The organism is Mycoplasma sp. HU2014, assembly GCF_001199495.1.
Taxonomy (GTDB): Bacteria; Bacillota_I; Bacilli_A; order Mycoplasmatales; family Mycoplasmataceae; genus Mycoplasma.
On record NZ_LFYS01000029.1, the window covers coordinates 1 to 22,891 of the forward strand.

Consider the following 22,891-nt stretch of genomic DNA (forward strand, 5'->3'; position numbering starts at 1 on the left):
TATTATTTTTGTTATAGGTCAACTTTAACAGAATTTACTCAGAAGAAAAATTTTATTAGTCGAACTTATAAAAAAGGTGTTTATGATGAAAAAAACTATTGGAAAAAGAAGATCTTTTTGGACTAATTATTTTTGAATGTAATGGAAATTTAAACATAAAAGATATCTACATCTCATACAAAAAGAGATGAGAAATTGAGTTATTATTTAAGCAATTTAAAAATGTACTAGAACAAAACGAAGGAAATGTTCAGGGAAATTACAGAATAATAGCTACTGAATTTATTAATTTTTTATCATCTATAATGCTTTGCAGAATAAAAAATTACTTACTTGAAAATGGTGTTTTAGAAAATAAAACAATTGGTCAAATTTTTAGATATTTATCAAAAGTAATGAAAAAAAGAAAACCAAGAGTAAGAGAAGAGTGGGATGATGTTGAAACATTAAAATATATTAAAGAACTTATTAAAGTTTTAAAAATATAGTGTCTGAAATTGGGAATTTTTTAATGTTTTATAATATTTGAAGTTTTAGTAGAATAGGTTATTAAAAATATGATTCGATCAAAAACAAGCTAGTCACGTTTTATAGTTAATTTTAATTTTAAAAATTGCAGAAGCTAATTTTGATTGGCACGATTAATAAATGAATAATAAATCTTAAAAAATAAGAAAAGAGATTTTTAAAAAAAATGAGACCTATAACAAATAAAATAAATGCTGTTGGTACATTAAAAGATTACTTATTAGAAACTGGTATGAAAATATCTGTTTGTGAGACATTTACTGGTGGTATGTTTTCTCAGTTAATTTCAGATGTAGACAGACCATCTGAAATTTTAATTCAATCGTTTATTGGTTTTTCTAAAAAATTTAAAATAGAAACAATGCAAGTTAATAAAAATTTAATTAGAAGGTTTGGACAACATTCTAAAGAATGTGGTAAAGAAATTGCTACTAATATTAAAGAATGAACAAAAGCAGATGTTTCAGTTTGTTTTATAGGAGATCCTATGATCGAGATTGATAGAAATGATATTAATCGGTTTTATAAAAAATCTACACCACACAAAACTTGTTATTCTGTAATTATTTTCCCTGATAACAAATGAGATTTTTGTGAAATAAATTTGGGACAAAATTACAGAACTTTAAAAGATATAAGAGAATACGCTATTGAAATCACAGCAGATAGAATATATCAGTATTTATAATATTTAAACATCTTATTTTTAAGATTCTTTTTCATTTTAATAAACAAAAAGGGAGATAATTGAAATGAATAATGAACAAATAATAAGATTAATCAAAATCTTAAAACAAAACAATTTCACAATATCATCATGTGAGACATTTACTGGTGGTATGTTTGCTAATATGATCACAAATATAGCCTCTTCATCATCTGTTTTTAGAGGTTCTTTAATTGGATATACAAATCAATTTAAAAAAGATATAATAGGTGTTAAACAATCGCTTATTAAACAACAAGGAATACACTCTGAAAAAGTTGCACTAAAAATGGCCTACTTAACAAAATCATTAACTAAGTCTAATATGGCAGTTAGTTTTGTAGGAAATCCATATCCTACATTTGGTGATAAACAAAAAACAAGATATTGTTACATTGCAATAGTTTTTGATAATGATGATTATATAGTTTCGAGAATTGAAACAAGTACAATAAAATCTATCGAAGACTTTAAGACTTATGCAGTTAAAATCGCTATTAAAAAAATAATTAAAGGATTGAGTGATTAAAATGCTACAAGCCTATCAAGATCAACTTATATACAGTTTAAAAGAATTGGTTAAACTATTAAAAGATAAACAAATAACCTTTTCAACTTGTGAACCTTTTATAAATAGTATAATATGTAACTCTTTAAAAAATATAGAAGATTCAAGCACTATTTATAAAGGAGAGTATAAAGATTTTTCAATAAATTTTGACCCTAATATAATTGTTAAACCTGAAAGAATTAAAGTATTTGCTAGAAATTATCATCAAAAAACTAAAGAATTAGCAGAAAAATTAGCTACAGAAACAAGAGAAAAAAAGAATACAAATATAGCTATTTCATTTATAAGTTTTCCTTGAATAGGAAAATATGAAGAACATGTATTTACTAATAATCCTTTATTAAGAGATTTAAAACAGGTCTGTTATGTAGGTATTTCATTAGATAATGGAGAAACTTTTGTGAGAAAACATCAAAAAAATAGTGCAGGATTATTCGCTTACAAAATGGGAATAGGAAACATTATGGAAAAGTGAGATAATGAATGAAAAGTTGGCATAGCTTTAACATATATAGATATTATATTTAGATTAGTACAAAAAAGCACCATTAAAAATACATAATTTAATTTTATAAAGATGGGAGTGTTGATTAAATAATGATTTATTCACAATATTTAGAGCATTTAAGAAATAAACTTATACAAAAGAACTTAACAATTTCTGTGTGTGAGACATTTACAGCAGGAACTTTTATGCACATGTTAACTAAAGGTATGAAAAACCCTTCAGAAATTTTAAAATATTCTTGTGTTGGCTTTTCTAATAAGTTTAAAATAAATACTATGAAAGTTAATAAAAATACAATCAGAAGACATGGACCACATTCAATAGAATGTGCAAAAGAGATAGCTTATAATTTAAAACAAAATACAAATTCAAATATTTCTATTTGTTTTATAGGAAATCCTTTCCCTATAAATCAAGATGATAAGTATAACAATCAATTTGGAATTATAAGAATTCAACAAACAATACCTAAAACTTGCTATGCTGTTGTAGTGTTTCCAGATAATAAATCAAGTAGTTTTGAAATTAATTTTACTCAATATTGAGGATTTAATATTGCCGATAGCATAAGAGAGCAAGCGTCTGAATTTATTGCAAAACAAATTTTAAATTATTTATAATACAAATAATTTATTTTTTCCTAATACTATATTGGAGGGAAAAATATGAATGAAATAATTAATATAGAAAAGAAAAATGAAATGAATAAAGTAAATGATATGAAAATATGAGATTCAAAAGAATTAAAAGAAACAATAAAAGAAATTGAAAAAACTTTTGGTCGTGGATCTATTGTAGTTTTAGGTGACAATAATAATTTAAATATCGAAACTTTTTCATCAGGTTCTTTTCTTCTTGATAATGCCTTAGTAATCGGAGGATATCCAAAAGGTAGAATTATTGAAATTTATGGTCCTGAATCTTCAGGAAAAACAACTTTATCATTACACGCTATAAGTGAAGTTCAAAAAAGCGGAGGAATTGTCGCTTTTATTGATGCTGAACATTCTTTAGATCCAAAATATTGTAAAAATTTAGGAATTGATACTAATAAAATGTTAGTGAGTCAACCAGATAATGGAGAACAAGCTTTAGATATTTTAGAGATGTTAGTTAAATCAAATAGTGTTGATTTAATCGTTGTTGATTCTGTTGCTGCTTTAGTTCCAAAAACAGAATTAGATGGAGAGATGTCAGATCAATCTATAGGTTTACAAGCAAGAATGATGTCAAAAGCATTAAGAAAATTAAATGGATTAATATCAAAAACTAATACAACAGTTATTTTTATTAATCAATTAAGAGAAAAAATAGGTGTAATTTTTGGTAATCCAGAAACTACAACAGGTGGTAAAGCATTAAAATTCTTTTCTTCAGTTAGACTTGAAGTAAGAAAAGGTGAAACAATCACAGCAAATTCTGAAATTATTGGAAATAAAATTAAAGCAAAAGTTGTTAAAAATAAAACAGCTATACCATTTAAAAGTGTTATTTTATCATTAATATACAATAAAGGTATCGATAAAATTGGTGAGATAGTTGATTTATTAGTTAGTTATGAAATTATTACAAAATCTGGTGTTTGATATTCTTATAAAGATCAAAAAATTGGTCAAGGAAAACAAAGTGTTATTCAATGACTAAATGAAGATGAATCTAGAAAAGAAGATTTCATAAATCAAATTAAAGAAAAAATGAATCAGGATAAATAGTGCATTAAAAAAGCTCTTTAAGAGCTTTTTGTTATTTTTTAGGATTTAATTTAATTGTATTAAAATTATCTGATTGTAATTTTTTGATTAGTTTTGAAATTAAATTTATACCATTTTCACTAGAACTTTGCATTAAGTTAATTCCATTTGTAGTTTGACCACTTATTTCATCTTTAGATAATGAGTAATTAATTCCTATTAAATTAAATGATGAATCAATTGCCATAGATCCAGATGAACCTCCAGGTAAACCTTGTTGGTCGTTTTCTATATTTGAATATAATGTCGAATGTTGATTTCAAATATTTAATTTCATACCATGTTCATTTTTAATAAATGGATTTTCATATTTTTTGTAATTATCATTTAATGAGTTACTGTCTTCATTTAAATCTTTGTTATATTTAACTCATAAACTTATTAGATTGATTGGGTCATAAGCTCTTTGTTGAGCACTTATTACTCCTCCTTGTGATTTTATTCCTCTAAAGTTTATATCTTCAGCTTCATCTTCTTGTTTTTCTAAAGGATAGCCTGCATAAAATCATGATTTAATTGGAGAGAATTTTTCTGTTTTATAGTTAATATAAAAGTCTTTTTCTTTATCTGTTCCAATTACTGAGTCTAGTTTAGGTAATATATTTTTTAGGTTGCTTTTTGGTATTTTAACTTTTAATACTAAAAAATCAGCACCAGCATTGTTAGTTGAATATAAACCATTGTCATCTTTTGAATTAAAAAAGTTGTCAGGGTCATCGTTTCTTTTACCACTTATTCCAGATGCATTGTGTCTTGAATAAAAATATGGAGCATCTAAATATTGATTGTAAATATCAAAAACTGGATCTAATTCTTTTGTATCAACAGATTTAAAATCAATATTTAGTTTTTCATCTATCCCTCTTGTTCCTTTTATAAAAATATTTTTTCTTTCAGATTTATCATCTCTAGAATTTTCTCAAAATCCAGGTAAATTATCATTTCATTGTTTTAATACTTCTTTTTCATTTCTACCAAAATCAAAAATAGATTTATCAAATGTATTACTTAAATCAAAAACGTGAATATTTGTTGCTACTAGCAATTCTCAATTCTTTTCATCTTGATCATTCACAACTCTATCTAAAACTCAAAATGTTCCTGAGTTTTGAAGATTTTTAAGTCTATATCCAGTAGTTCTTCCTAGAGAGTCCTTATCTACATCTCATGTTTTTGTTCTGATTGATAAAGTAAAGCTTCTATCATAAATATATTGGTAAAAATCAATATCACGTTTTAAATTATTTGATTTTAAGTAGTCGGTTTTAAAATAATGGTTATTAGAGTTTTTAGTATAAATTAGTAATTCAAATTCCCCTTTTTTATCATCAAAATTAGATTTAATTGCAGTTATTTGTTCATTTAGATTAAATTGTTTTTGTAATGAGTCAAAATTTGAATAATAAAATAATTGACTTAGATTTGAAGGTAAAAATCCAAAAGGGTTTTTTTTAATAATTTTATTAATATCATTGATTTGTATTTCTTTAATATCAGCAAGCTCGTCATCTTTAAAATCAGATAAATATTTTGGTTTTGTCATTGCTTTTAATGGAACTTTAGGATAATAAAATTCTGTTTTTTGTTTTTCACTATCTCCATAATTTCCATATTCACCAATTTCTTTTATAAATTCAAAAAAATCATTATTAACTTTTTCATCAGAAGAATTAAAAGTAAAATCAACAGCATTGTTATGATTTCCTTTTTTAAATCATTGTTTTAAGTTGTGTTCTGTTGTTTTTAATTTAGGTGTTTTAAATATGATATCTCTTGCTGATAGAGAAAATAGTTCATTTAAATTAAACAAGTGTTTTTCTGCAAAATAAAGAGGATCTTCTTTAGGATTATAAGTAATATCATCTCTATATTCTAACTTATTAATATTTATCGAAGGATCTAATGGTTTAGCTGGTTCATTAGTTTCATCAGGTTTATTATTATTTGAATTGTCAGGTTTAGTTTCATCTGATGAATTATCATCTGGTTTTCTTTCATCATGTTCACCATCATTTGAATTATTAGGATTGTTATTCGAATCTTCATTATTATTAGGATTGTCATTTTTATCATCTTTTTTATCTTCATGTTTAACAGCACAACTAGACACAAATAAAGGTGTTGTTGTTAATAATAATCCTAATAAGAAATTTACTTTTAAAATTTTTCTTGGCATAAAATCACTTCTATTCCTTTTAATTATTTTATTATAAATCAATTTAGATAAATTAACATCGATAATAAAAACACCAAGGGTGTTTAATTAGAATTATTTAAAACTTTGATAACAGGTTTGTAGCTTTTTCTATGGACATTATCAATAACTCCATACTCTTGTAATGCTTGTAAATGCATTTTAGTTCCATAACCTTTATGTTTTTCAAAACCATACATACCATATTTTAAAGATAATTCATCTAAAATTCTATCACGTGTAACTTTAGCTAAAATACTAGCACAACTAATAGAAAAACTTTTATCGTCACCTTTAACTACACAAATTGAATTATAGTCGTTTAAACCAATATTTTTATTTCCATCAATTAAAGCTAATTCAGGTTTTATCTTTAATCTTTTAATAGAATTTTTAAAACCTAGTAAACTAGCTTGTAATGGATTTAGTTCATCTACTTGATTTGCTGAAATAATTTCAATTTCATAACATAAACAATTTTGAATAATTTCATCAAATAATTGTTCTCTTAGTTTTTGAGATAATAATTTTGAATCTTTAATTTTAACATTGAAATAATCATCTTTTAAAATAACACTAGCTACAACCAAAGGACCAGCAATACAACCTCGTCCAACTTCATCACTTCCGGAAATTATTTTAACTTTATATTCTTGTTTTAAATTATCATCAAATTGTTTTCTATCTATCATAATGCACTAATATCGTCAACTTCTTCTTCTTCTTTTTTTTTATAACTAACAGCTTTTTCAATTTCTTCAGGAACAACATCTAATACTCTTTCAAGAGAAATTTTACCTATTTTACCTAGTGAAACATCTTTTAAAAATAATGAAAGAATTCTTTGCATGTCTAACATATTATCAGTTATATATCAGCGTCTTTCTTTTCCTATTTTTTCAAATATTTTATATGTATAAACTGTTTCAACAGGTCTTTGAAGATTAGTACTAATTTTGTAATATCTTTCAATATAACCTTCATAGTGATTAAAAATATATCTCATTAAACGTGCAGCAACTCGTTCTTTTGGAAAGACATTATCTTTAACAGAATTAATAGCACAAATATTTGTTGCAACAGTTTCAGATTCTAATTTAGAAGGTAAAACTCCTGGAGTATCTAAAAGGTTGATAAACTGGTTTAAATGAATAACTTGAATACCTCTAGTAATTCCTGGTTTATTACCAACTTTAACATTTTTACCTTTAATAACTCTATTAATAAAAGTAGATTTTCCAACATTTGGAATACCTATAACTAAAGCATTAATTAAAGAGTTTTTTATTCCATTTTTTTTATCTCTTTCACGTTTAGCTTCAGTAGCTTGATTAATAGCATTAATTAATTCGTTAACAATATCTAATTTTCCATTGTTATTTAAAACTATCACTTTTACCTTATCTTTTTTAGAATAGTACTTAACTCACTCATCAGTAACAGTTGGATCAGCTAGATCTGCTTTTGAAAAAACATAAATTATAGGTTTATTCTTTAAAAGTTTTTTAAAAGTTAAATTTTGTGATGAGTAAGGAGTTCTGGCATCAATTACTTCTACAACAACATCAACAATTTTTATTTTATCTTCAATTTCTTTTAATGTTTTGTTCATATGACCAGGAAATCAGTTAAACTCAGCACTCATAAACTCACATCTTTCTAATATCTAATATAAATTATACTAATATAAAAAATAAAAAACATCACAATATAGTTGATACTATGTTTTGTGATGAAATTAATTTAGTATTATTTTTTTTCTTTAGTTGGCATAATTTCTTTAATTCTTGCAGATTTACCTGAAAGTTTTCTAATGTAGTAGATTCTTGCTCTACGTACACGTCCACGTTTAATTAAAGTAACTGAATCAATAATTGGTGAGTGTAGCGGGAAAGTTCTTTCAACAAATACACCGTTTGACATTTTTCTAACAACAACTGAATAAGTAATTCCTGATCCTTGAGTTTTAATTACTAAACCTTCAAATGATTGAATACGGAATTTATCTCCTTCTTTAATTTTTACATCAACTCTAATAGTATCTCCTGATGTAAAATCTGGTAAATCATTGCGTAATTGGTTGTTTACAATATCATATTTTGATTTCATAGTTTTTGTAGCTTTTGAACTCATATTACTGTTCTCCTTTCATTTTTTTGTATAGTTCTAATTGAACCTTATTTAATTTTGATTCATCAATTAAATCTGGTCTTTTTTTAAAAGTATTAATTATTTGTTGTTCATCTCTTCATTTTGAAATATTTGCATGATGACCACTTAATAGAACATCTGGAACTTTTTTGCCTCTAAAATCATAAGGTTTAGTATAAACAGGATGATCTAATAAATTGTTTTCAAAACTTTCATTTTGATGAGATTCAGTTGCAATCACATTAGGTAAAATTCTTGAAATTGAATCAAGCATAATTAATGCCGGTAATTCTCCTCCTGTTAAAACATAATCTCCAATTGAAATTTCAACATCAACATAATCTAAAATTCTTTCATCAAAACCTTCATAATGACCACAAACTATAATTATATGTTTATAGCTATTTGCATACTGTTTTGATAAATTTTGATTTCAAGTTTTTCCTTGTGGAGTTGTTAATATTACTATTGAGTCATCAGTTTTAACTGATTCAATTGCACTAACAACTGGTTGAGACATTAAAACCATTCCTTTTCCACCACCGTATTGATAATCATCAACTTGATTATGACTTAAATTAGTAAAATCTCTAATATCTAAAATTTCAACTTCAATCGCATTTTTTTTGATTGCTTTTTTGATAATTGATTCAGATATATAAGCTTTAATCATTTGTGGAAATAATGTAATAATTGTAAACTTCATTTATTTTAAACCTTCAATGTCTTTAGCTATGATAATTTCGTTTTCTCAATCTATTGAATCTATATAAACATCAACAATAGGAACTCAAAATTGTTTATCATTAGATTTTATTTTAACAAGTTCTTGAACTGCATTACTCATATAATCAATTACAATTCCATTTGTTTTTAAACTTTTAAATTCAAAACCAATTAAGCTTTTTACTTTACAAATGTTGTTATCTTCATTTGAACAATAAGCTCTGATATTTTTAAATTTTACAACTTGATTTATGTTGTCTAAATTTAAGAACTTAACAAGTAAAAAGTTTTTATTTTGAACTCATTCTATATTTTCAACTCTTAAAACTTGAAAAGTATTTTGAATCTTAACAAATATGACATTAATCTTTTTAATATCATTAATAGCAATATCTGAATCTATAACAATTTTTACAAAACCTTTGATACCAAATGTATTTACTATAGTACCAAACTCAATTAATTTGTCATTCATCAAATACTCCTTTTAGTATGTTTAATTTAAATTATTTAGCTTTATTTGCTTGTTTAGCTTCGTGTAGAGCTTTTAAAATACCTTGTTGAGATAATAAAGTTCTAACTGTATCAGTTGGTTGAGCTCCATTCTGTAATCATTTTAAAGTTAATTCTTTATTAATTTTAACTTCGTTGTTTAATGGGTTGAATGTACCAACTAATTCAATATATTTACCATTACGATTAACACGTGAATCTGCAGCAACTATTCTGTAGAATGGTGCTTGTTTTTTACCGATTCTTTTTAGTCTTAATTTAACCATTTTCTTCCTCCTATAATTTATTTATTTTAGACCTTAATTATCATATCAATATAAATAAAAGGTGTCAAGTATTTTTACTTAACACCTATAAATTTTTATTTATGATATTTTTCATTATTAATAATTTTAAATGATCGATATATTTGTTCTATTAAAACTACTCTAAACAATTGATGTGGTAAAGTGATTTTTGCTAAAGAAATTTTATTATTAAACATAGATTTGAATTGATCAGTATATCCATCACTAGGTCCTATAACAAAAAGTAATTTACCTGATTTAAAGTCTTTATTATTCTGTATTTTTAAAGCTAATTCTTCAGATGAAACTAATTTAGAATTAACATCTAAAATAATTCTTTCATAATCTTTGTAATTATTAATTTTATTTATTAATAGTTGGGAATTAATTTCTTTTACTTTATTTAATTCTCCATTAAATTCTTCTTTAAGTTCAATAACTTCTAAATCACAAAATTTATTGACTCTAGATAAATAGTCATCAAATGCTTGAATAAAAAACTTTTTATCTAATTTTCCAAAACAAATTATTTTAATTTTCATAAATTAGAATTTAAATCCACCTTTATTAAAGTTTGGCATTCTTCCGCTTTTTAACATTTTAGTCATTTCCATAACTTGCTTTTTACCTTTTTCAAATGAATTAATTAATTCATTGAATTCTTTTTCACTTCTACCTGACCCTTTAATAATTCTATTTTTACGGCTAATTGCTTTTAAAACTCTAGGATCACGTCTTTCTTTTAAAGTCATAGAATCCATTAAAACTGAAAAAACAGCTAATTTTCTTTGTGCATCTTCAATTTGAGATTCACTTATTTTATTTGTTGGAAGCATTTTCATTAATTTATTTAAACTACCCATTTTACCAATTTGAGCTAATTGGTTTCTTAGATCTTCTAAATCAAATTGACCCATAAACATACGTGTCATTGTTTTTTGCATTGAACGTTCATCGATATTTTCAACAGCTTTTTCAAACAGTGTTTCAATATCTCCCATACCCATCAATCTATCGGCCATTCTTTTTGGATAGAATGCATTTAATGAACTAACACCTTCACCTTCTCCGATAAATTTAATTGGAAGTTTAGTCATATATGTAATTGATAGAGTAGCTCCCCCTCTAGCATCACCATCTAATTTAGTTACAATAACTCCAGAAAGTTTTAATTGTTTATTAAATTCATTTGTAACATTAATGATTTCTTGACCAACCATTCCATCAACTACTAATAAAATTTCACTTGGTGAAGTTATTTTACGTAAATTATCTAATTCATCCATTAAAACTTGATCGATTTGTAATCTACCTGCTGTATCTAAAATAACAACATCATAATTATTGTCTTGTGCGTATTCTAATGCTTGTTTTGCTGTGATTGTTGGATCTTGTTTTTGTTTTTCAAACACATCAATATTATTTTTCTCACCTAGTTGTAATAATTGTTCAATTGCTCCTGGTCTGTAAATATCTAATCCAACCATTAAAACTTTTTTCTTTTGTTTTTTTGTTAAATGATACGCTAATTTACAAGTTGAAGTAGTTTTCCCACTACCTTGTAATCCTGCCATCATAATTACAGTAGGTTTTTTAGAAAGTTCTAAAGGAGAATTTATTTTTCCAAGAATTTCAACTAACTCTTCATGAACAATTTTTACCATTTGTTGATGAGCATTTGCACCATCTTGAATATAACCACCTAAAGATTTTTCTTTTACTTTACTAATAATTTCTTTTACTGCTTCAACATTAACGTCAGCTTCTAATAAAGCTAATCTTATTTCTTTTAAAGTGTCTTTAATATTTTCTTCAGTTAAAGTTGATTTTTTCATATTTTTTTCAATGCTTTTATGCATTCTTTTTGATAAAAAATCACCAAATCCCATGTTTATTTCTCCTTTTTCAATCTTAATTATTATATCAAAAGTTAGTAAAATTCACTCTTACTAAATTTATTACTAAATTTTAAGATAAGAAAAAGAAGTTATTTTAATACTTGAACTTCTTTTCTTTCTCTTATGACTGTAATTGTAATTTCACCAGGTACAACTACTTGTTTTTTAATAGCTTCTTTCATTTGATGTAAAACTGAATTTAATTCAAGATCTGAAACAACAACAGGATCAACTATTAATCTAATTTGTCGTCCTGATTGTAATGCATAAGTTTTAGCAACACCTGGAATTTGATTACCTATTTTTTCAATTTCATGCATTCTTAATATAAATTCACCAATACCATTATTTCTAGCTCCTGGACGTGAAGCTGAAATTGAATCTGCTATTGCAACTATTGCTGAAATTTCATTTGATTTTTCAACATCTTCGTGATGAGATTCAATAGCATTAACTATAATTTCATCTTCACCATATTTTTTAGCTATTTCTGCTCCTAAAGCTACGTGACTTCCTTCATTTTCAAAATCAACTGCTTTACCAATATCGTGTAGTAATCCTGCTCTAATAGATTTTTTAACATCTAATCCTAATTCAGCAGCAATTGATCCACTTAATTTAGCAACTTCAATTGAGTGAGTTAAAACATTTTGACCATAACTTGTTCTGAAGTGTAATTTACCAAGTAATTTAACTAATTCAAAATCAAGATCATTAATATTTAATTCTTCAATGACTTTAATCCCATATTCTTCAATAATTTGGTTCACTTCTTGTTCTTGTTTTTTTAGTTCTTGTTCAATTTTAACTGGTTGAATTCTTCCATCATTAATTAATGTTTCTAATGCTCTTGAAGCAATTTCTCTTCTTATAGGATTAAAACATGAAACTGTAATTGTATTAGGTGTTTCATCAATAACAATATCAACTCCACCAACTTGTTCAAATGTTTTCATATTTCTTCCATCTTTTCCAATAATACGACCTTTCATATCATCATTTGGAAGTTTTATAATATTAGAAGTTTTTTGATTAGCTACATCAACTTTAATTCTTTCCATAGCTGAAACAATAATATTAGCAGCTATCATTTTTGATTTACTATAAGCTTCAGTTTCTGCATTTTTTAAAATAGTTAATAAATCTTTTTGATTTCTTTGTTCTATTTTTTTGATTAACAATTCTTTTGCTTGAGATTTAGTAAAATTTGAAACTTCTTCTAAACTTGAAATAATTTCATCTTCTCGGTCATCTAATTGTTTTTTTCTTTTATCAAGATCTGATAGTCTTAATTCTAATCTTTGAGCTTTAGCTTCGTTTAATTTTTTATCTGCTTCTATGTTAGATTGTTGTAAATTTAAATTATTTTTAAGTTCTTGCAGTTCTAATTTTTGAAGTTCAACTTCTTTTTCAAAAATTCTTTTTGCATCATTTATGTCTTTATAACCTTCTGCAACAATTTTCTTTCTTTCTAGTTTAGCTTCTTTTATACGTTCTGCAATGATTTTTTTTCTAGTTTTAGATCATATTAGATATCAAATAATAGATGCTTGAACTATTAATATAACTAATGCCGTACATGCGGTAATAATCAGATATATTTCTCAAATATCCATTTTAATCTCTATTCCTTTCTTCTTACGAAAATAGGATTTGTTCTTTATACTTTATTAATTATAACATTATTAAAAAGATAATAGAGTGTGAGAAGAATATAAATTACTAATAAAAAAACCGGTAGTAATTAAATATCTCGTTTTTTGTTAATAAGATTAAAAAGATTAAAAAAACTAAACTAAACTAAACTAGGACATTTTTTGATGTTTTAAGATTCTTTTGTTGTTATATCATTTAATAAATTATTCAATTTCATTTCTTAATTGGTTGAAAATTAGTTTTAATATAATTTTTAAATCAGCAAATATTTCAGACTTTAATATTTGATGAGATATTTAACAAAATTAAAAACAAATAAGTCAATAACTTTATAAAAACACCTTAAACTTCATTTTAAAGCCTATAATGATCTAAATGCTTATTTTGATAAATTTATTAATATACTTATTTTAAATTATTACCTTTTATTTAAAAGACTAGATACAAACATTCGATTTTTGTCAAGTCTTTTTTTTTTTTTTTGCAACTATAATATAAATGTTTAAAAAAATATAAAAACATATTTCATTATTAAAAAAACATAAGAATATAAAACAAATAGAAAGGAATTATATGAAGTTATTTAAATACCTTTTCTTAATAGGACTTATTGCACAACCAGTTATTTTAATACCAAGTATTGTTAATAATACAACTAATAAAAGCCAATATAATTTAAATAAAAATAAAAACCTTATTGAGCAAATTAAAGATAAAATTAAAACATTAAAAGAACAAGTTGAAACTTTAAAAACAAAAATTAATGAAATTAAAGATATACAAGAAGAGATAATAGAACAAAAACAACAACTTGAAAATAGTGTTAAAGAACTTGAAGCTAAAGTTGAAAAACTAGAAGCTGAAGTATCATCACTTGCTAAACAAAATCAAGAATTAAATGAAGAAAGAGGACAACTTAATGCAAGACTTTGGGTATTAGGCACTGAAGTTAGTCAACTAAGATCTTCATTTGAAAAACAACAAAATGAAATAGATTTATTAAAAAGAGAAAATAGAGAAATAAAACAAATTATTGTTGATAATATATGAAACTCTGAATTTAAAGATGATATTTGAGCTAAATGAACATTTAAAGATATTATTGATAAATTAAATAAAAGGTTAAAAGAAAAAGGGTTTGTTGATGAAGTTGAATTAAAAGATGTTAGACCAAGCGATAAACCAAAACCAGATACTACTAAACATATAGATATTGTAGTTAAAACTAAATCAATAACTCTTAGATTAGATATAGCAAAAGTTTGACCAGAAAAACAAGAAGCTAAGTACAGAAATTATGAATGTATTGAAATAGGTTATGATGCAGAAGGAAGAATTGAAAGATTTTTACAAACTACTAATAAAGTTCCTGAAAAACTACCACGTTTTATTTGAAGTTTATCTTCAGCATTTAAACAAGTTCAATCATCTTCTATAACAAATCTTGACAAATGAGATACATCAAATGTAACTGATATGGGTTGAATGTTTGCTGAAGCTAAATTCTTTAATCAAGATATCTCAAAATGAAACACATCAAATGTAACTAATATGAATTCTATGTTTTGTCAGGCTACAAGCTTTAACTGAGATATCAATACAAAAAAACTACAAAAACAAAATGGTGAAGAGTACACTGCTTGAGATGTATCAAAAGTAGAAAATATGGAATGAACATTCTCTGAAACACACAGTTTTAATAAACCACTTGACAAATGAGATGTTTCAAATGTTAAAAAAATGAAATCAATATTTGAAAATGCTATTGCGTTTAATCAAGATATTTCAAAATGAAATTTAATTAGTATTAATCTAAATAAAGAAAATAATGAAAATTGAGAAAATTGAGAAAGTTTAAAAAATTGAGCTGATTCAAGTCCCTTAAAACGAAATAAAAAATATTGACCACAACCTTTTTTAAGATTTAATTTACTTCTTAAATATGTTCAACCTATTTTAGTTAAAATAGACGATTTTGCTAGACTAGATTCTAACCATCCTGACAGAAAAATAGGTTTTACTCATAACGGTTTTTTAAATCATATAACTTCTAAGTTAAAAGGTAATCCACTATTTACTAATATAAAAGATGATCTACAATTAGTTGATAATGATATAAAATTTAAACATATACAAGAAGAACCTATAAAATGAAATTATAATGGTATGATATTTGAAAGAAAAGTTAAATTCAGATATAAAGAATTTGCAAATACAGTTTATGTTGATAAAGATGATGAAATTCAAGAAACCAATGCAACGGATTTAACAAATATAGGTAAAATAGAAAAAATAATTACAATAGGTTACTATCCAGAAAATAAACGTCTTAAAATTAAAATTGTAAAGATGCCTACAGATTTAATAGAAGTTCCAGAATATTTACCAAAAGAAATCGTTGATTTATCTAATGCATTTGAGAATCATAAAACTAAAACTATTAAAGGTATTGAAAAATGAGAAACAGGTTCTGTAGAAAACATGTCAGAAGTCTTTAAAGGTGCTAAAAATTTTGATCAAAATATATCTTCTTGAAATACTTCAAATGTACAAGTTATGAATAATATGTTTAATAATGCCGAAAAATTCAATCAACCTTTAAATGATTGAGATGTTAGAAAAGTTGCATTTATGATAGGTATGTTTGATAATGCAAAAGAATTTAATCAACCACTAAATAATTGAAAAACAGTAAACCTAAGAAATACATCAAAAATGTTTACTAAAGCATCTAAATTCAACCGAGACTTAAGTAATTGAAATGTTGAACAATTGACAGATATGAGTTATATGTTTTTTGATGCACACGAGTTTGGAAAGGATCAATTGGTACTTGATAACCAAAATCAACCAATTAAAGATAAATTTAATTATAATGATGGATGAAAACTAAGAAAAATTAAAAATGCAGAATTTTTCTTAGGTGGTAGAAATAAATTTAAAAATTATTTAAGAGATTGAGAAAGATGATTTAGTCAAAATAATACTAAACATTACAAATTTATTGAAGGTGTAAATGCAATTAATGGTAACTACTGGGATAATAATAAAAAACAATGAGTGAGAGGTCATTATTTACCAGTTCGAGTATTCATTGCAGTAGACAGATGAGAATATTAAATTTCTACTATTTTATTTCTATAAGCGATTCATATTATTTTTCTATATTAAAACAAAAATCATAAAAAACAAGTTTTAATTTTAATAACAAAGATATAAGATTAATCAAATAATAATAAAAGATTATTGTATAAATCAACTATAAAAAATATAGTTATATAAAAAACAAGATTTATTTAATCAAATATCTCGTTTTTTTGTTAATAAATTAAAAAGATTAAAAAAACTAAAATGTACTCTTTTTGTTTAGAAAAATTAATAAAATTTTTACAAAATACTTTTAAAAGACTATTAATAGTTTTACAAAATGTTCAACATATGATTATCAAATATTAAAATTAAATTAACATAGGTGATTAATATGAGTTTAAAAACTATTTTTCATATAGATATGGATGCTTTTTTTGCAAGTTGTATGCAAACTAAATATCCTATTTATAAAAATAAAGCTATTGTAATATCAAATAATAATGATAAATCAATCATTACAACAGCAAGTTATCAAGCAAGAAAATATCATATAAAAGCAGGTATGGCTTTGTTTGAAGCTAAAAAACTATATCGTGATATTATTAGTGTTAAACCTGATATGAACTATATTAATAATATTTCTGATCAAATATGAACTTATATTAAAACTAATATTACTAATAAAATAGAAATTGCTTCAATTGATGAAGCTTATTTAGATGTAACTGATCTTGTTGTAAAAACTGATGTAATTAAATTAGCTAAAAAAATTCAACAGAATATTTTAGACAAATTCGATATAAGTTGTTCAATTGGTATAGGATTTAATAAATTTGTTGCTAAAATGTCTACAAGTTTAAATAAACCGTTTGGAATTACTTTAACTACCATAGATAATTTCAAAACTAATATTTGAAATATAGATATTAAAGATATGTATGGTGTTGGTCCTTCAACTATTAAATTATTGGAAAATACTAATATTAAAACAATCGCTGATTTAGCAAATACTAGTGATGAAGATATCTATTATTTGCTACATAATAAAGGTTTAATTTTAAAAAAACAAGCTAATGGATTATCAAGTGATTATGTTGATTATTTATCTAGTGATTATAAAAGTATTTCAAAAGAAATAACTTTATCAAGCGCAATTTATCAATATGATGAAATAGAAAATATTATTTTAAACCTATCTAAACAAGTATCAGATAAATTAATTAGAAATAACTTATCTTGTAAAACTGTTGAAATTAAACTTAAATATAAAACTTCATCTAAACAATATCTTACAAGACATAAACAAATAACTTTAAATAAATATATAAATGATTATCAGTTAATTTATAATAATGCATTGACTTGTTTTTATGATTTAATTGAAGATAATAAAGCTGTGATTTTAATTGGAGTGGGAGTTAATAAATTAATTAGTAATAATCAAAACTGAGTTCAATTAACTATTGATAAAGATCAAAAAATAGATAATAAACAAGTCGAACAATCTTTATTAATAGAAGATTTAATTTTTGATATAAATAAAAAGTTTAATAAAAACATAATTAAAAAAGCAAAAGACGTTAAAAAAACTAGATAATATCTAGTTTTTAATTTATAGTTACAATATTTAAATTTTTATCTAGTTATTATTTTTATTTTAAATATAAAAACCTAGCACATTTTTATTTAAAATTCTAGTCTTGATTTTTAAAAAAAAAAAAAAAAGATAATGAATTTGCAAAAAATGCAATATCTTTTTAAGTCAATTTTAAATAAAGTGTGGAGTTTATTATGAAGAAATTATTATCAATTTTTACAGCAATTGCAATGGTTGCTACAACTAGTTCAGTTATTGGGTGCAAAACTCAAGAAAACACAAAACCAATTAATTCAAGAGAAGAAATAAATATATCAAAATTAATAGTTGAAAGAAATCTATCTATAATAGAAACTAAAAATATATCAATAGAAAATATAAAGCAAAAAATAAAAAGATATAATGAACATATTTCAGATGAAATTTTAGAAAATTTTAATTTAGAAATATCAGAATTTAGTGCAAAAGTTAAATCTAACAATCATCATATCATAGGTGAAATTGAAGTTAAATTTATACCAGTAGATGATAATCTTAGTTTTGTTAGAAAAGCTGTTTATGACAAAAACGATTCTAGTGTGTGTGAAAAAATAGGATATTTCAAAAACCTTGAAGGAGAATGATGCATAGAAGGTTTTGATCCTAATACTCAAGTTGTTCCAAAAGAATTACCTTGATTTGTTACTATTTTAGAACAAGCATTTTATCAAAATAAAAATGAAACTATAACAAATATTGATCAATGAGATACTTCAAATGTCACTGATATGAATTGAATGTTTAAAGGTGCTAGAAACTTTAATCAATCATTAGAAAAATGAAACACATCAAATGTAGTTGATATGAGCGGGATGTTTGCAAATTCTCATGAATTTAATGGTAATATAAGCGCATGAAACACTTCAAGTGTAATTAAAATGCACCATATGTTTGATGATGCTAGATCATTTACTCAAGATATCTCATCTTGAGATACATCAAGTGTTGAAGATATGCACGGTATGTTTTATGGTGCAGAATCATTTAATGGAAATATAAACACTTGAGATGTTTCAAAAGTAATTAATATGAATAATATGTTTACTCATGCAAAAAACTTTAACCAAGCATTAAACAACTGAAACACAGAAAAAGTAATAGATATGGGTTACATGTTTTTTAATGCAGATAAATTTAATCAAGATATTTCTAATTGAAATGTTGAAAATGTTAGAAATTCAGCAGGATTTAGTTCAAATAAAGAATGATTAAAAGAACATCAACCTAAATTTAGAATATTAATACCAAGAATAGAAGATTAAGTAATCGGTGAATAATTTTGAGGCTTCATTTTAGTATAAATAAAAAGTAAAAAAAAGGACGCATGTCCTTTTTTAAACTCTATAAGATTTATGATTGAGCATAGTTATAAATTGCATTAACTAGATAACCTACTAATTTGTTTTTCTTGAACTTCAAAATTTAATAATAAAATTTCTTTTTCTTTATTTGTAATTCTTGTTTCTAATTCTTTGATTTTAGTTTTTGAATCTATAATAGCAGTATTAATTAAGTTTAAAATAGTATTATTTAAACTTGGTGTTGATTCAAATTTTTGTTTTTCTATATTTAAATCATTTATTGAGTTTTTGATAGATTGTTTTTCTATTTTTAATTCTTTAGTTTTAGTTTTTAGTGTTTTAGAAGTTAGTTTTTGTTTCTATTAATGTTTTTAATTCTTTTAGTTTTAAATTAAGTCTTTCGTGTGATTCTGAAAATTGAACTTGATCAGAAAAAGTTCTTTTATTTATGTCATTATTAATGTTTTTCATATTTCTTTTAAACAATTTAGAAGTTGAATAATGTGCTTAATATTAATCCAAAAATTGATAATAAATTCTTATTCATATCTTTCTCCTTTCATACATTACATTACTTAAGATTATATAGATATAAAATTTTTATTTATTGAATTTACAGAAAAGGCTTTTTATTTGCATAAAAAAACAGAGATTTAATCTCTGTTAAAACTATTTCTTTTTTCAATTATTCACAGAATTCTCAAGTATTGTGAAATTACAATGTCTTTTTAATACAACTCCAGTTTCTTTTTGTTTTGTATAAAGATTTATAGCTGTTTTATAATTTTTTTGTTTATTCCCCACACAAAATTCACATTCTTTTAATAACAGCTTTTTATAAGTCGGATCAAAATCATTGAAATTAAGTTTTGTATATGTTCCTTCTGGAGTTGGTATCATCTTTTTAATATCGATTAGTGATAACATTTGAATATAATTATTCATATGTTTTTTATACACTTTATTAGATAGATTATCATCATTTATTGGAGTAGTTATAAGAATATGTTCTCTGCTAGTTGTTTTAAATTTAGAATGCTTAGGTTTTGCTGATGTAAGAGGAATAAAATAACTTAAATTATCTAAAAATACAATAATTCCAACAAAAGGTTTTGTTTTATTAGAATAAGAAGGATTATAATAAACTTCTTTATCTACTTCATATAAAAATTTTAAGTATTCATTATCTATAACATATAACATATAGTCCAAAATCTTTCATAATATATCTCACCTATCTAATAAAAAACAGAGATTAATCTCTGTTAAAACTTTAAAGATCCACCTTTGGGATATAGATGGTGGGACACCTTCTTTACAATTTAATAATATTACATTTTTATAATAATTTCAAATGTTTAGGTTTTTCTCTGGAATATCAAATGTTTAGGTTTTTGAAATGTTCACTATTTTATTTTTTTAATCCTTTACTTCTTGAAGTGTAATAAAAAGCTTCGCTTAATGTAGGATGAGTGTAAATTGATTTTTGTAGTGTATCAAAAGTTAATTTTTGTTGCATAAATAAAGCTATATGATTAATTAAAATATTAGCTTGATCGATCATCATAAAACATCCTAAAATTTGATTAGTTGTTGTTGAAATTAAAAATTTAATAAAAGAATAATCTTTAACAAAACCTTCAGCATGAGCTTTAGGAAGATATTGTGAATTGACAATAACTATTTCAAAAGGAGTCTCATCTTTTTCTATTAATTGTTGTTGAGTTAAACCGATTCCAGCAATTTCTGGATTTAAATAAATTGTTCAAGGAACTAAGTTTAGATCTAATTTTTCTGACTTTTTAAAATTTAAAATATCTTTTGCTACAATATCAGCTGTTTTATAACCTACTGAAGAAAGTAATCTTAATCCTGTAATATCTCCAATTGCATAAATATTATCAAAATTAGTTTTCATATTTTCATCTACTATAACAAATCCGTTTTGATCTTTTTTAATATCTATATTTTTAAATGATTCATTATTAGCAGTTCTTCCTACTGCTAAAAGTATTTTTTCTGCTTGAATAAAAGTGTTATTGTAATAAACTTTGTTATCTTTAATTTCACTAATATTTACGTTATCTATAACTTTTATATTCTTTTCTTTAAAGTATTGTTTAACACTTCTTTGAATATCAATATCAAATTTTGATAGAAAATCAGTATTAGTTAAAATAGTTATTTCTGTATTTAAAGTATTGTATAAATAACTAAATTCTAAACCAACAGGACCATCTCCGATAATAACTAGTGATTTAGGTACATCTTTTAAAGTTAAAGCTTGAGTTGAATCAATTAAATAACCATCTTTTTTAGCTTGTTCTAAACCTTTTAAATTAATTATTTTAGATCTAGAACCAGTTGCTAAAACTAGCTTATCAAAACTAATGATTTGATCATTTATTTTAATAGTATTTTGATCTAAAACTTCACCATAACCTTTAAATAGAGTTACACCATTACTACTTAAATTATTTTCCATATTTTTGTTAAAATAGTTTTTATTATCAATTCTTCTTTGTTGCATCTGTGAAAAATCATATCTAACATTATCAGAAAAAACTCCATAATTTAAACTATTTTTAACTAATTCATAAACTCTAGCGGATTTAATTAATGTTTTAGTTGGAACACAACCTTTATTTATACAACCTCCACCAAGGTCTTCAGCTTCTATCAATGCTACTTTTAATTTATTAGCACCTAAAATGTTTGCTAATCCATTACCAGCAGGACCAGCACCTAAAATAACTACATCAAATTTTTGCATAATACTCCTTTTTTGTTTTTTAATATTTTAATATAAATAAAATTAGAACTTAGAATTTTTTACTAAAATTTTTAGGAAATGATACCTTACCAATTATATGTTTTGGATCCAAAACATATAATTGGTAAAGGAGGTTAGAATGTTTACTATTTTAGACAATAAGTCATATGCAGAAATTAAAAAACGTATATTAGATATCTTTGCAAAAGATCCTAAAAGATCATGTTTATCAATAGCAAAGCAATTTAATAAATCTGTTTCTACTATAAAAAGATATAAGAAAGAATATCTTGATTTTATAAATACCGGAAAGGAGATAATACTTTCTCATAAAAATGTAAATAACAAGAATGCGCAAAAATATAGTGATGAAACAATATACAACTTGGGTGAAGTTTATCAAGGAGAAATGAAAATAACAGGAGGAGAGAACAATAATGGTAGTTGTTCATTTTTGACGTTGAAAAATTATCATAGTTGTTTAAAAGAAAAATTTGGTTATAAGATTTCATATTCTAATTTAGATAAAAGATTAATAAAACAAGGTTTTGCTAGTGCATACTGTAAGAGAAAAACTAGAAAAGAAGTAAAAAAAATAAGAA

General features: G+C 24.1%; 22 protein-coding genes and 1 pseudogene. 10 read left to right on the top strand and 13 right to left on the bottom strand.

Going from position 1 to position 22,891, the window contains the following annotated elements:
- From AB668_RS01560 to recA, 6 genes and pseudogenes are all read left to right on the top strand, one after another.
- Positions 1-488, top strand: a pseudogene (locus tag AB668_RS01560) (IS1634 family transposase); the annotation flags it as partial.
- A 206-nt stretch (positions 489-694) separates the two neighbouring features.
- On the top strand, positions 695-1,216 hold the full coding sequence (locus tag AB668_RS01565; RefSeq protein ID WP_050517326.1) for a CinA family protein: 522 nt from the start codon (positions 695-697) through the stop codon (positions 1,214-1,216).
- Positions 1,217-1,280: 64 nt separating this feature from the next.
- Complete coding sequence (locus AB668_RS01570) at positions 1,281-1,763, top strand: CinA family protein (RefSeq protein WP_050517327.1); 483 nt, start codon at positions 1,281-1,283, stop codon at positions 1,761-1,763.
- A 1-nt stretch (position 1,764) separates the two neighbouring features.
- Positions 1,765-2,367 (top strand): hypothetical protein, encoded by a 603-nt coding sequence (locus AB668_RS01575; RefSeq protein ID WP_050517328.1) that lies wholly within the window; start codon positions 1,765-1,767, stop codon positions 2,365-2,367.
- A gap of 35 nt (positions 2,368-2,402) precedes the next feature.
- Entirely contained in the window at positions 2,403-2,933 is a 531-nt protein-coding gene (locus AB668_RS01580) for a CinA family protein (protein WP_050517329.1), read from the top strand.
- Positions 2,934-3,014: 81 nt separating this feature from the next.
- The gene (recA, locus tag AB668_RS01585) at positions 3,015-4,025 is read left to right on the top strand and encodes a recombinase RecA (protein ID WP_442928555.1); all 1,011 of its coding nucleotides are present in this window, start codon (positions 3,015-3,017) and stop codon (positions 4,023-4,025) included.
- Between the two features lie 31 nt (positions 4,026-4,056).
- On the opposite strand, the gene AB668_RS01590 is transcribed toward recA, so the two are convergent.
- The 10 genes from AB668_RS01590 to rny form a co-directional block, all read right to left on the bottom strand.
- The gene (locus tag AB668_RS01590; protein WP_050517330.1) at positions 4,057-6,240 is read right to left on the bottom strand and encodes an MAG2960 family serine endopeptidase lipoprotein; all 2,184 of its coding nucleotides are present in this window, start codon (positions 6,238-6,240) and stop codon (positions 4,057-4,059) included.
- 83 nt (positions 6,241-6,323) lie between these two features.
- Positions 6,324-6,950 carry a ribonuclease HII gene (locus tag AB668_RS01595; protein ID WP_050517331.1) on the bottom strand — a complete coding sequence of 209 codons (627 nt, stop codon included), beginning with the start codon at positions 6,948-6,950 and terminating at the stop codon, positions 6,324-6,326.
- A complete protein-coding gene (ylqF, locus tag AB668_RS01600) occupies positions 6,944-7,903 on the bottom strand; it encodes a ribosome biogenesis GTPase YlqF (RefSeq protein ID WP_050517332.1) in 960 nt (319 codons plus the stop codon). The genes AB668_RS01595 and ylqF overlap by 7 nt, the downstream gene beginning before the upstream one ends.
- A 104-nt stretch (positions 7,904-8,007) precedes the next feature.
- Positions 8,008-8,391 (bottom strand): 50S ribosomal protein L19, encoded by a 384-nt coding sequence (gene rplS / locus AB668_RS01605; protein WP_004426816.1) that lies wholly within the window; start codon positions 8,389-8,391, stop codon positions 8,008-8,010.
- 1 nt (position 8,392) lies between these two features.
- Positions 8,393-9,115 (bottom strand): tRNA (guanosine(37)-N1)-methyltransferase TrmD, encoded by a 723-nt coding sequence (gene trmD, locus AB668_RS01610; RefSeq protein WP_050517333.1) that lies wholly within the window; start codon positions 9,113-9,115, stop codon positions 8,393-8,395.
- Complete coding sequence (locus tag AB668_RS01615) at positions 9,116-9,610, bottom strand: ribosome maturation factor RimM (protein WP_050517334.1); 495 nt, start codon at positions 9,608-9,610, stop codon at positions 9,116-9,118. It abuts the gene before it with no gap.
- A 31-nt stretch (positions 9,611-9,641) separates the two neighbouring features.
- Positions 9,642-9,914: a 30S ribosomal protein S16 gene (gene rpsP, locus AB668_RS01620; protein WP_050517335.1), complete on the bottom strand. Its 273-nt coding sequence runs from the start codon at positions 9,912-9,914 to the stop codon at positions 9,642-9,644.
- 95 nt (positions 9,915-10,009) lie between these two features.
- Positions 10,010-10,477, bottom strand: a complete 468-nt coding sequence (locus tag AB668_RS01625) for a 23S rRNA (pseudouridine(1915)-N(3))-methyltransferase RlmH (RefSeq protein WP_050517336.1) — start codon at positions 10,475-10,477, stop codon at positions 10,010-10,012.
- A gap of 3 nt (positions 10,478-10,480) precedes the next feature.
- Complete coding sequence (gene ffh / locus AB668_RS01630; RefSeq protein WP_050517337.1) at positions 10,481-11,824, bottom strand: signal recognition particle protein; 1,344 nt, start codon at positions 11,822-11,824, stop codon at positions 10,481-10,483.
- Between the two features lie 98 nt (positions 11,825-11,922).
- The gene (gene rny, locus AB668_RS01635) at positions 11,923-13,449 is read right to left on the bottom strand and encodes a ribonuclease Y (RefSeq protein ID WP_050517338.1); all 1,527 of its coding nucleotides are present in this window, start codon (positions 13,447-13,449) and stop codon (positions 11,923-11,925) included.
- 613 nt (positions 13,450-14,062) lie between these two features.
- On the opposite strand from rny, the gene AB668_RS01640 reads away from it, so the two are divergent.
- From AB668_RS01640 to AB668_RS01650, 3 genes are all read left to right on the top strand, one after another.
- Positions 14,063-16,609: a BspA family leucine-rich repeat surface protein gene (locus AB668_RS01640; protein ID WP_050517339.1), complete on the top strand. Its 2,547-nt coding sequence runs from the start codon at positions 14,063-14,065 to the stop codon at positions 16,607-16,609.
- A gap of 361 nt (positions 16,610-16,970) precedes the next feature.
- Positions 16,971-18,176, top strand: coding sequence for a Y-family DNA polymerase (locus AB668_RS01645; protein ID WP_050517340.1), 1,206 nt, complete (start codon positions 16,971-16,973; stop codon positions 18,174-18,176).
- A gap of 194 nt (positions 18,177-18,370) precedes the next feature.
- Entirely contained in the window at positions 18,371-19,477 is a 1,107-nt protein-coding gene (locus AB668_RS01650; RefSeq protein WP_050517341.1) for a BspA family leucine-rich repeat surface protein, read from the top strand.
- Positions 19,478-19,855: 378 nt separating this feature from the next.
- On the opposite strand, the gene AB668_RS06020 is transcribed toward AB668_RS01650, so the two are convergent.
- The 3 genes from AB668_RS06020 to AB668_RS01660 form a co-directional block, all read right to left on the bottom strand.
- Positions 19,856-19,987 (bottom strand): hypothetical protein, encoded by a 132-nt coding sequence (locus AB668_RS06020; protein WP_268777944.1) that lies wholly within the window; start codon positions 19,985-19,987, stop codon positions 19,856-19,858.
- Between the two features lie 198 nt (positions 19,988-20,185).
- Positions 20,186-20,719, bottom strand: a complete 534-nt coding sequence (locus AB668_RS01655) for a type III toxin-antitoxin system ToxN/AbiQ family toxin (RefSeq protein WP_050517342.1) — start codon at positions 20,717-20,719, stop codon at positions 20,186-20,188.
- 208 nt (positions 20,720-20,927) lie between these two features.
- A complete protein-coding gene (locus AB668_RS01660) occupies positions 20,928-22,289 on the bottom strand; it encodes a dihydrolipoyl dehydrogenase (RefSeq protein WP_050517343.1) in 1,362 nt (453 codons plus the stop codon).
- A gap of 139 nt (positions 22,290-22,428) precedes the next feature.
- On the opposite strand from AB668_RS01660, the gene AB668_RS01665 reads away from it, so the two are divergent.
- Positions 22,429-22,891, top strand: a 463-nt coding sequence (locus AB668_RS01665; protein WP_152908024.1) for a winged helix-turn-helix transcriptional regulator, incomplete at its 3' end; no start/stop codon positions are given.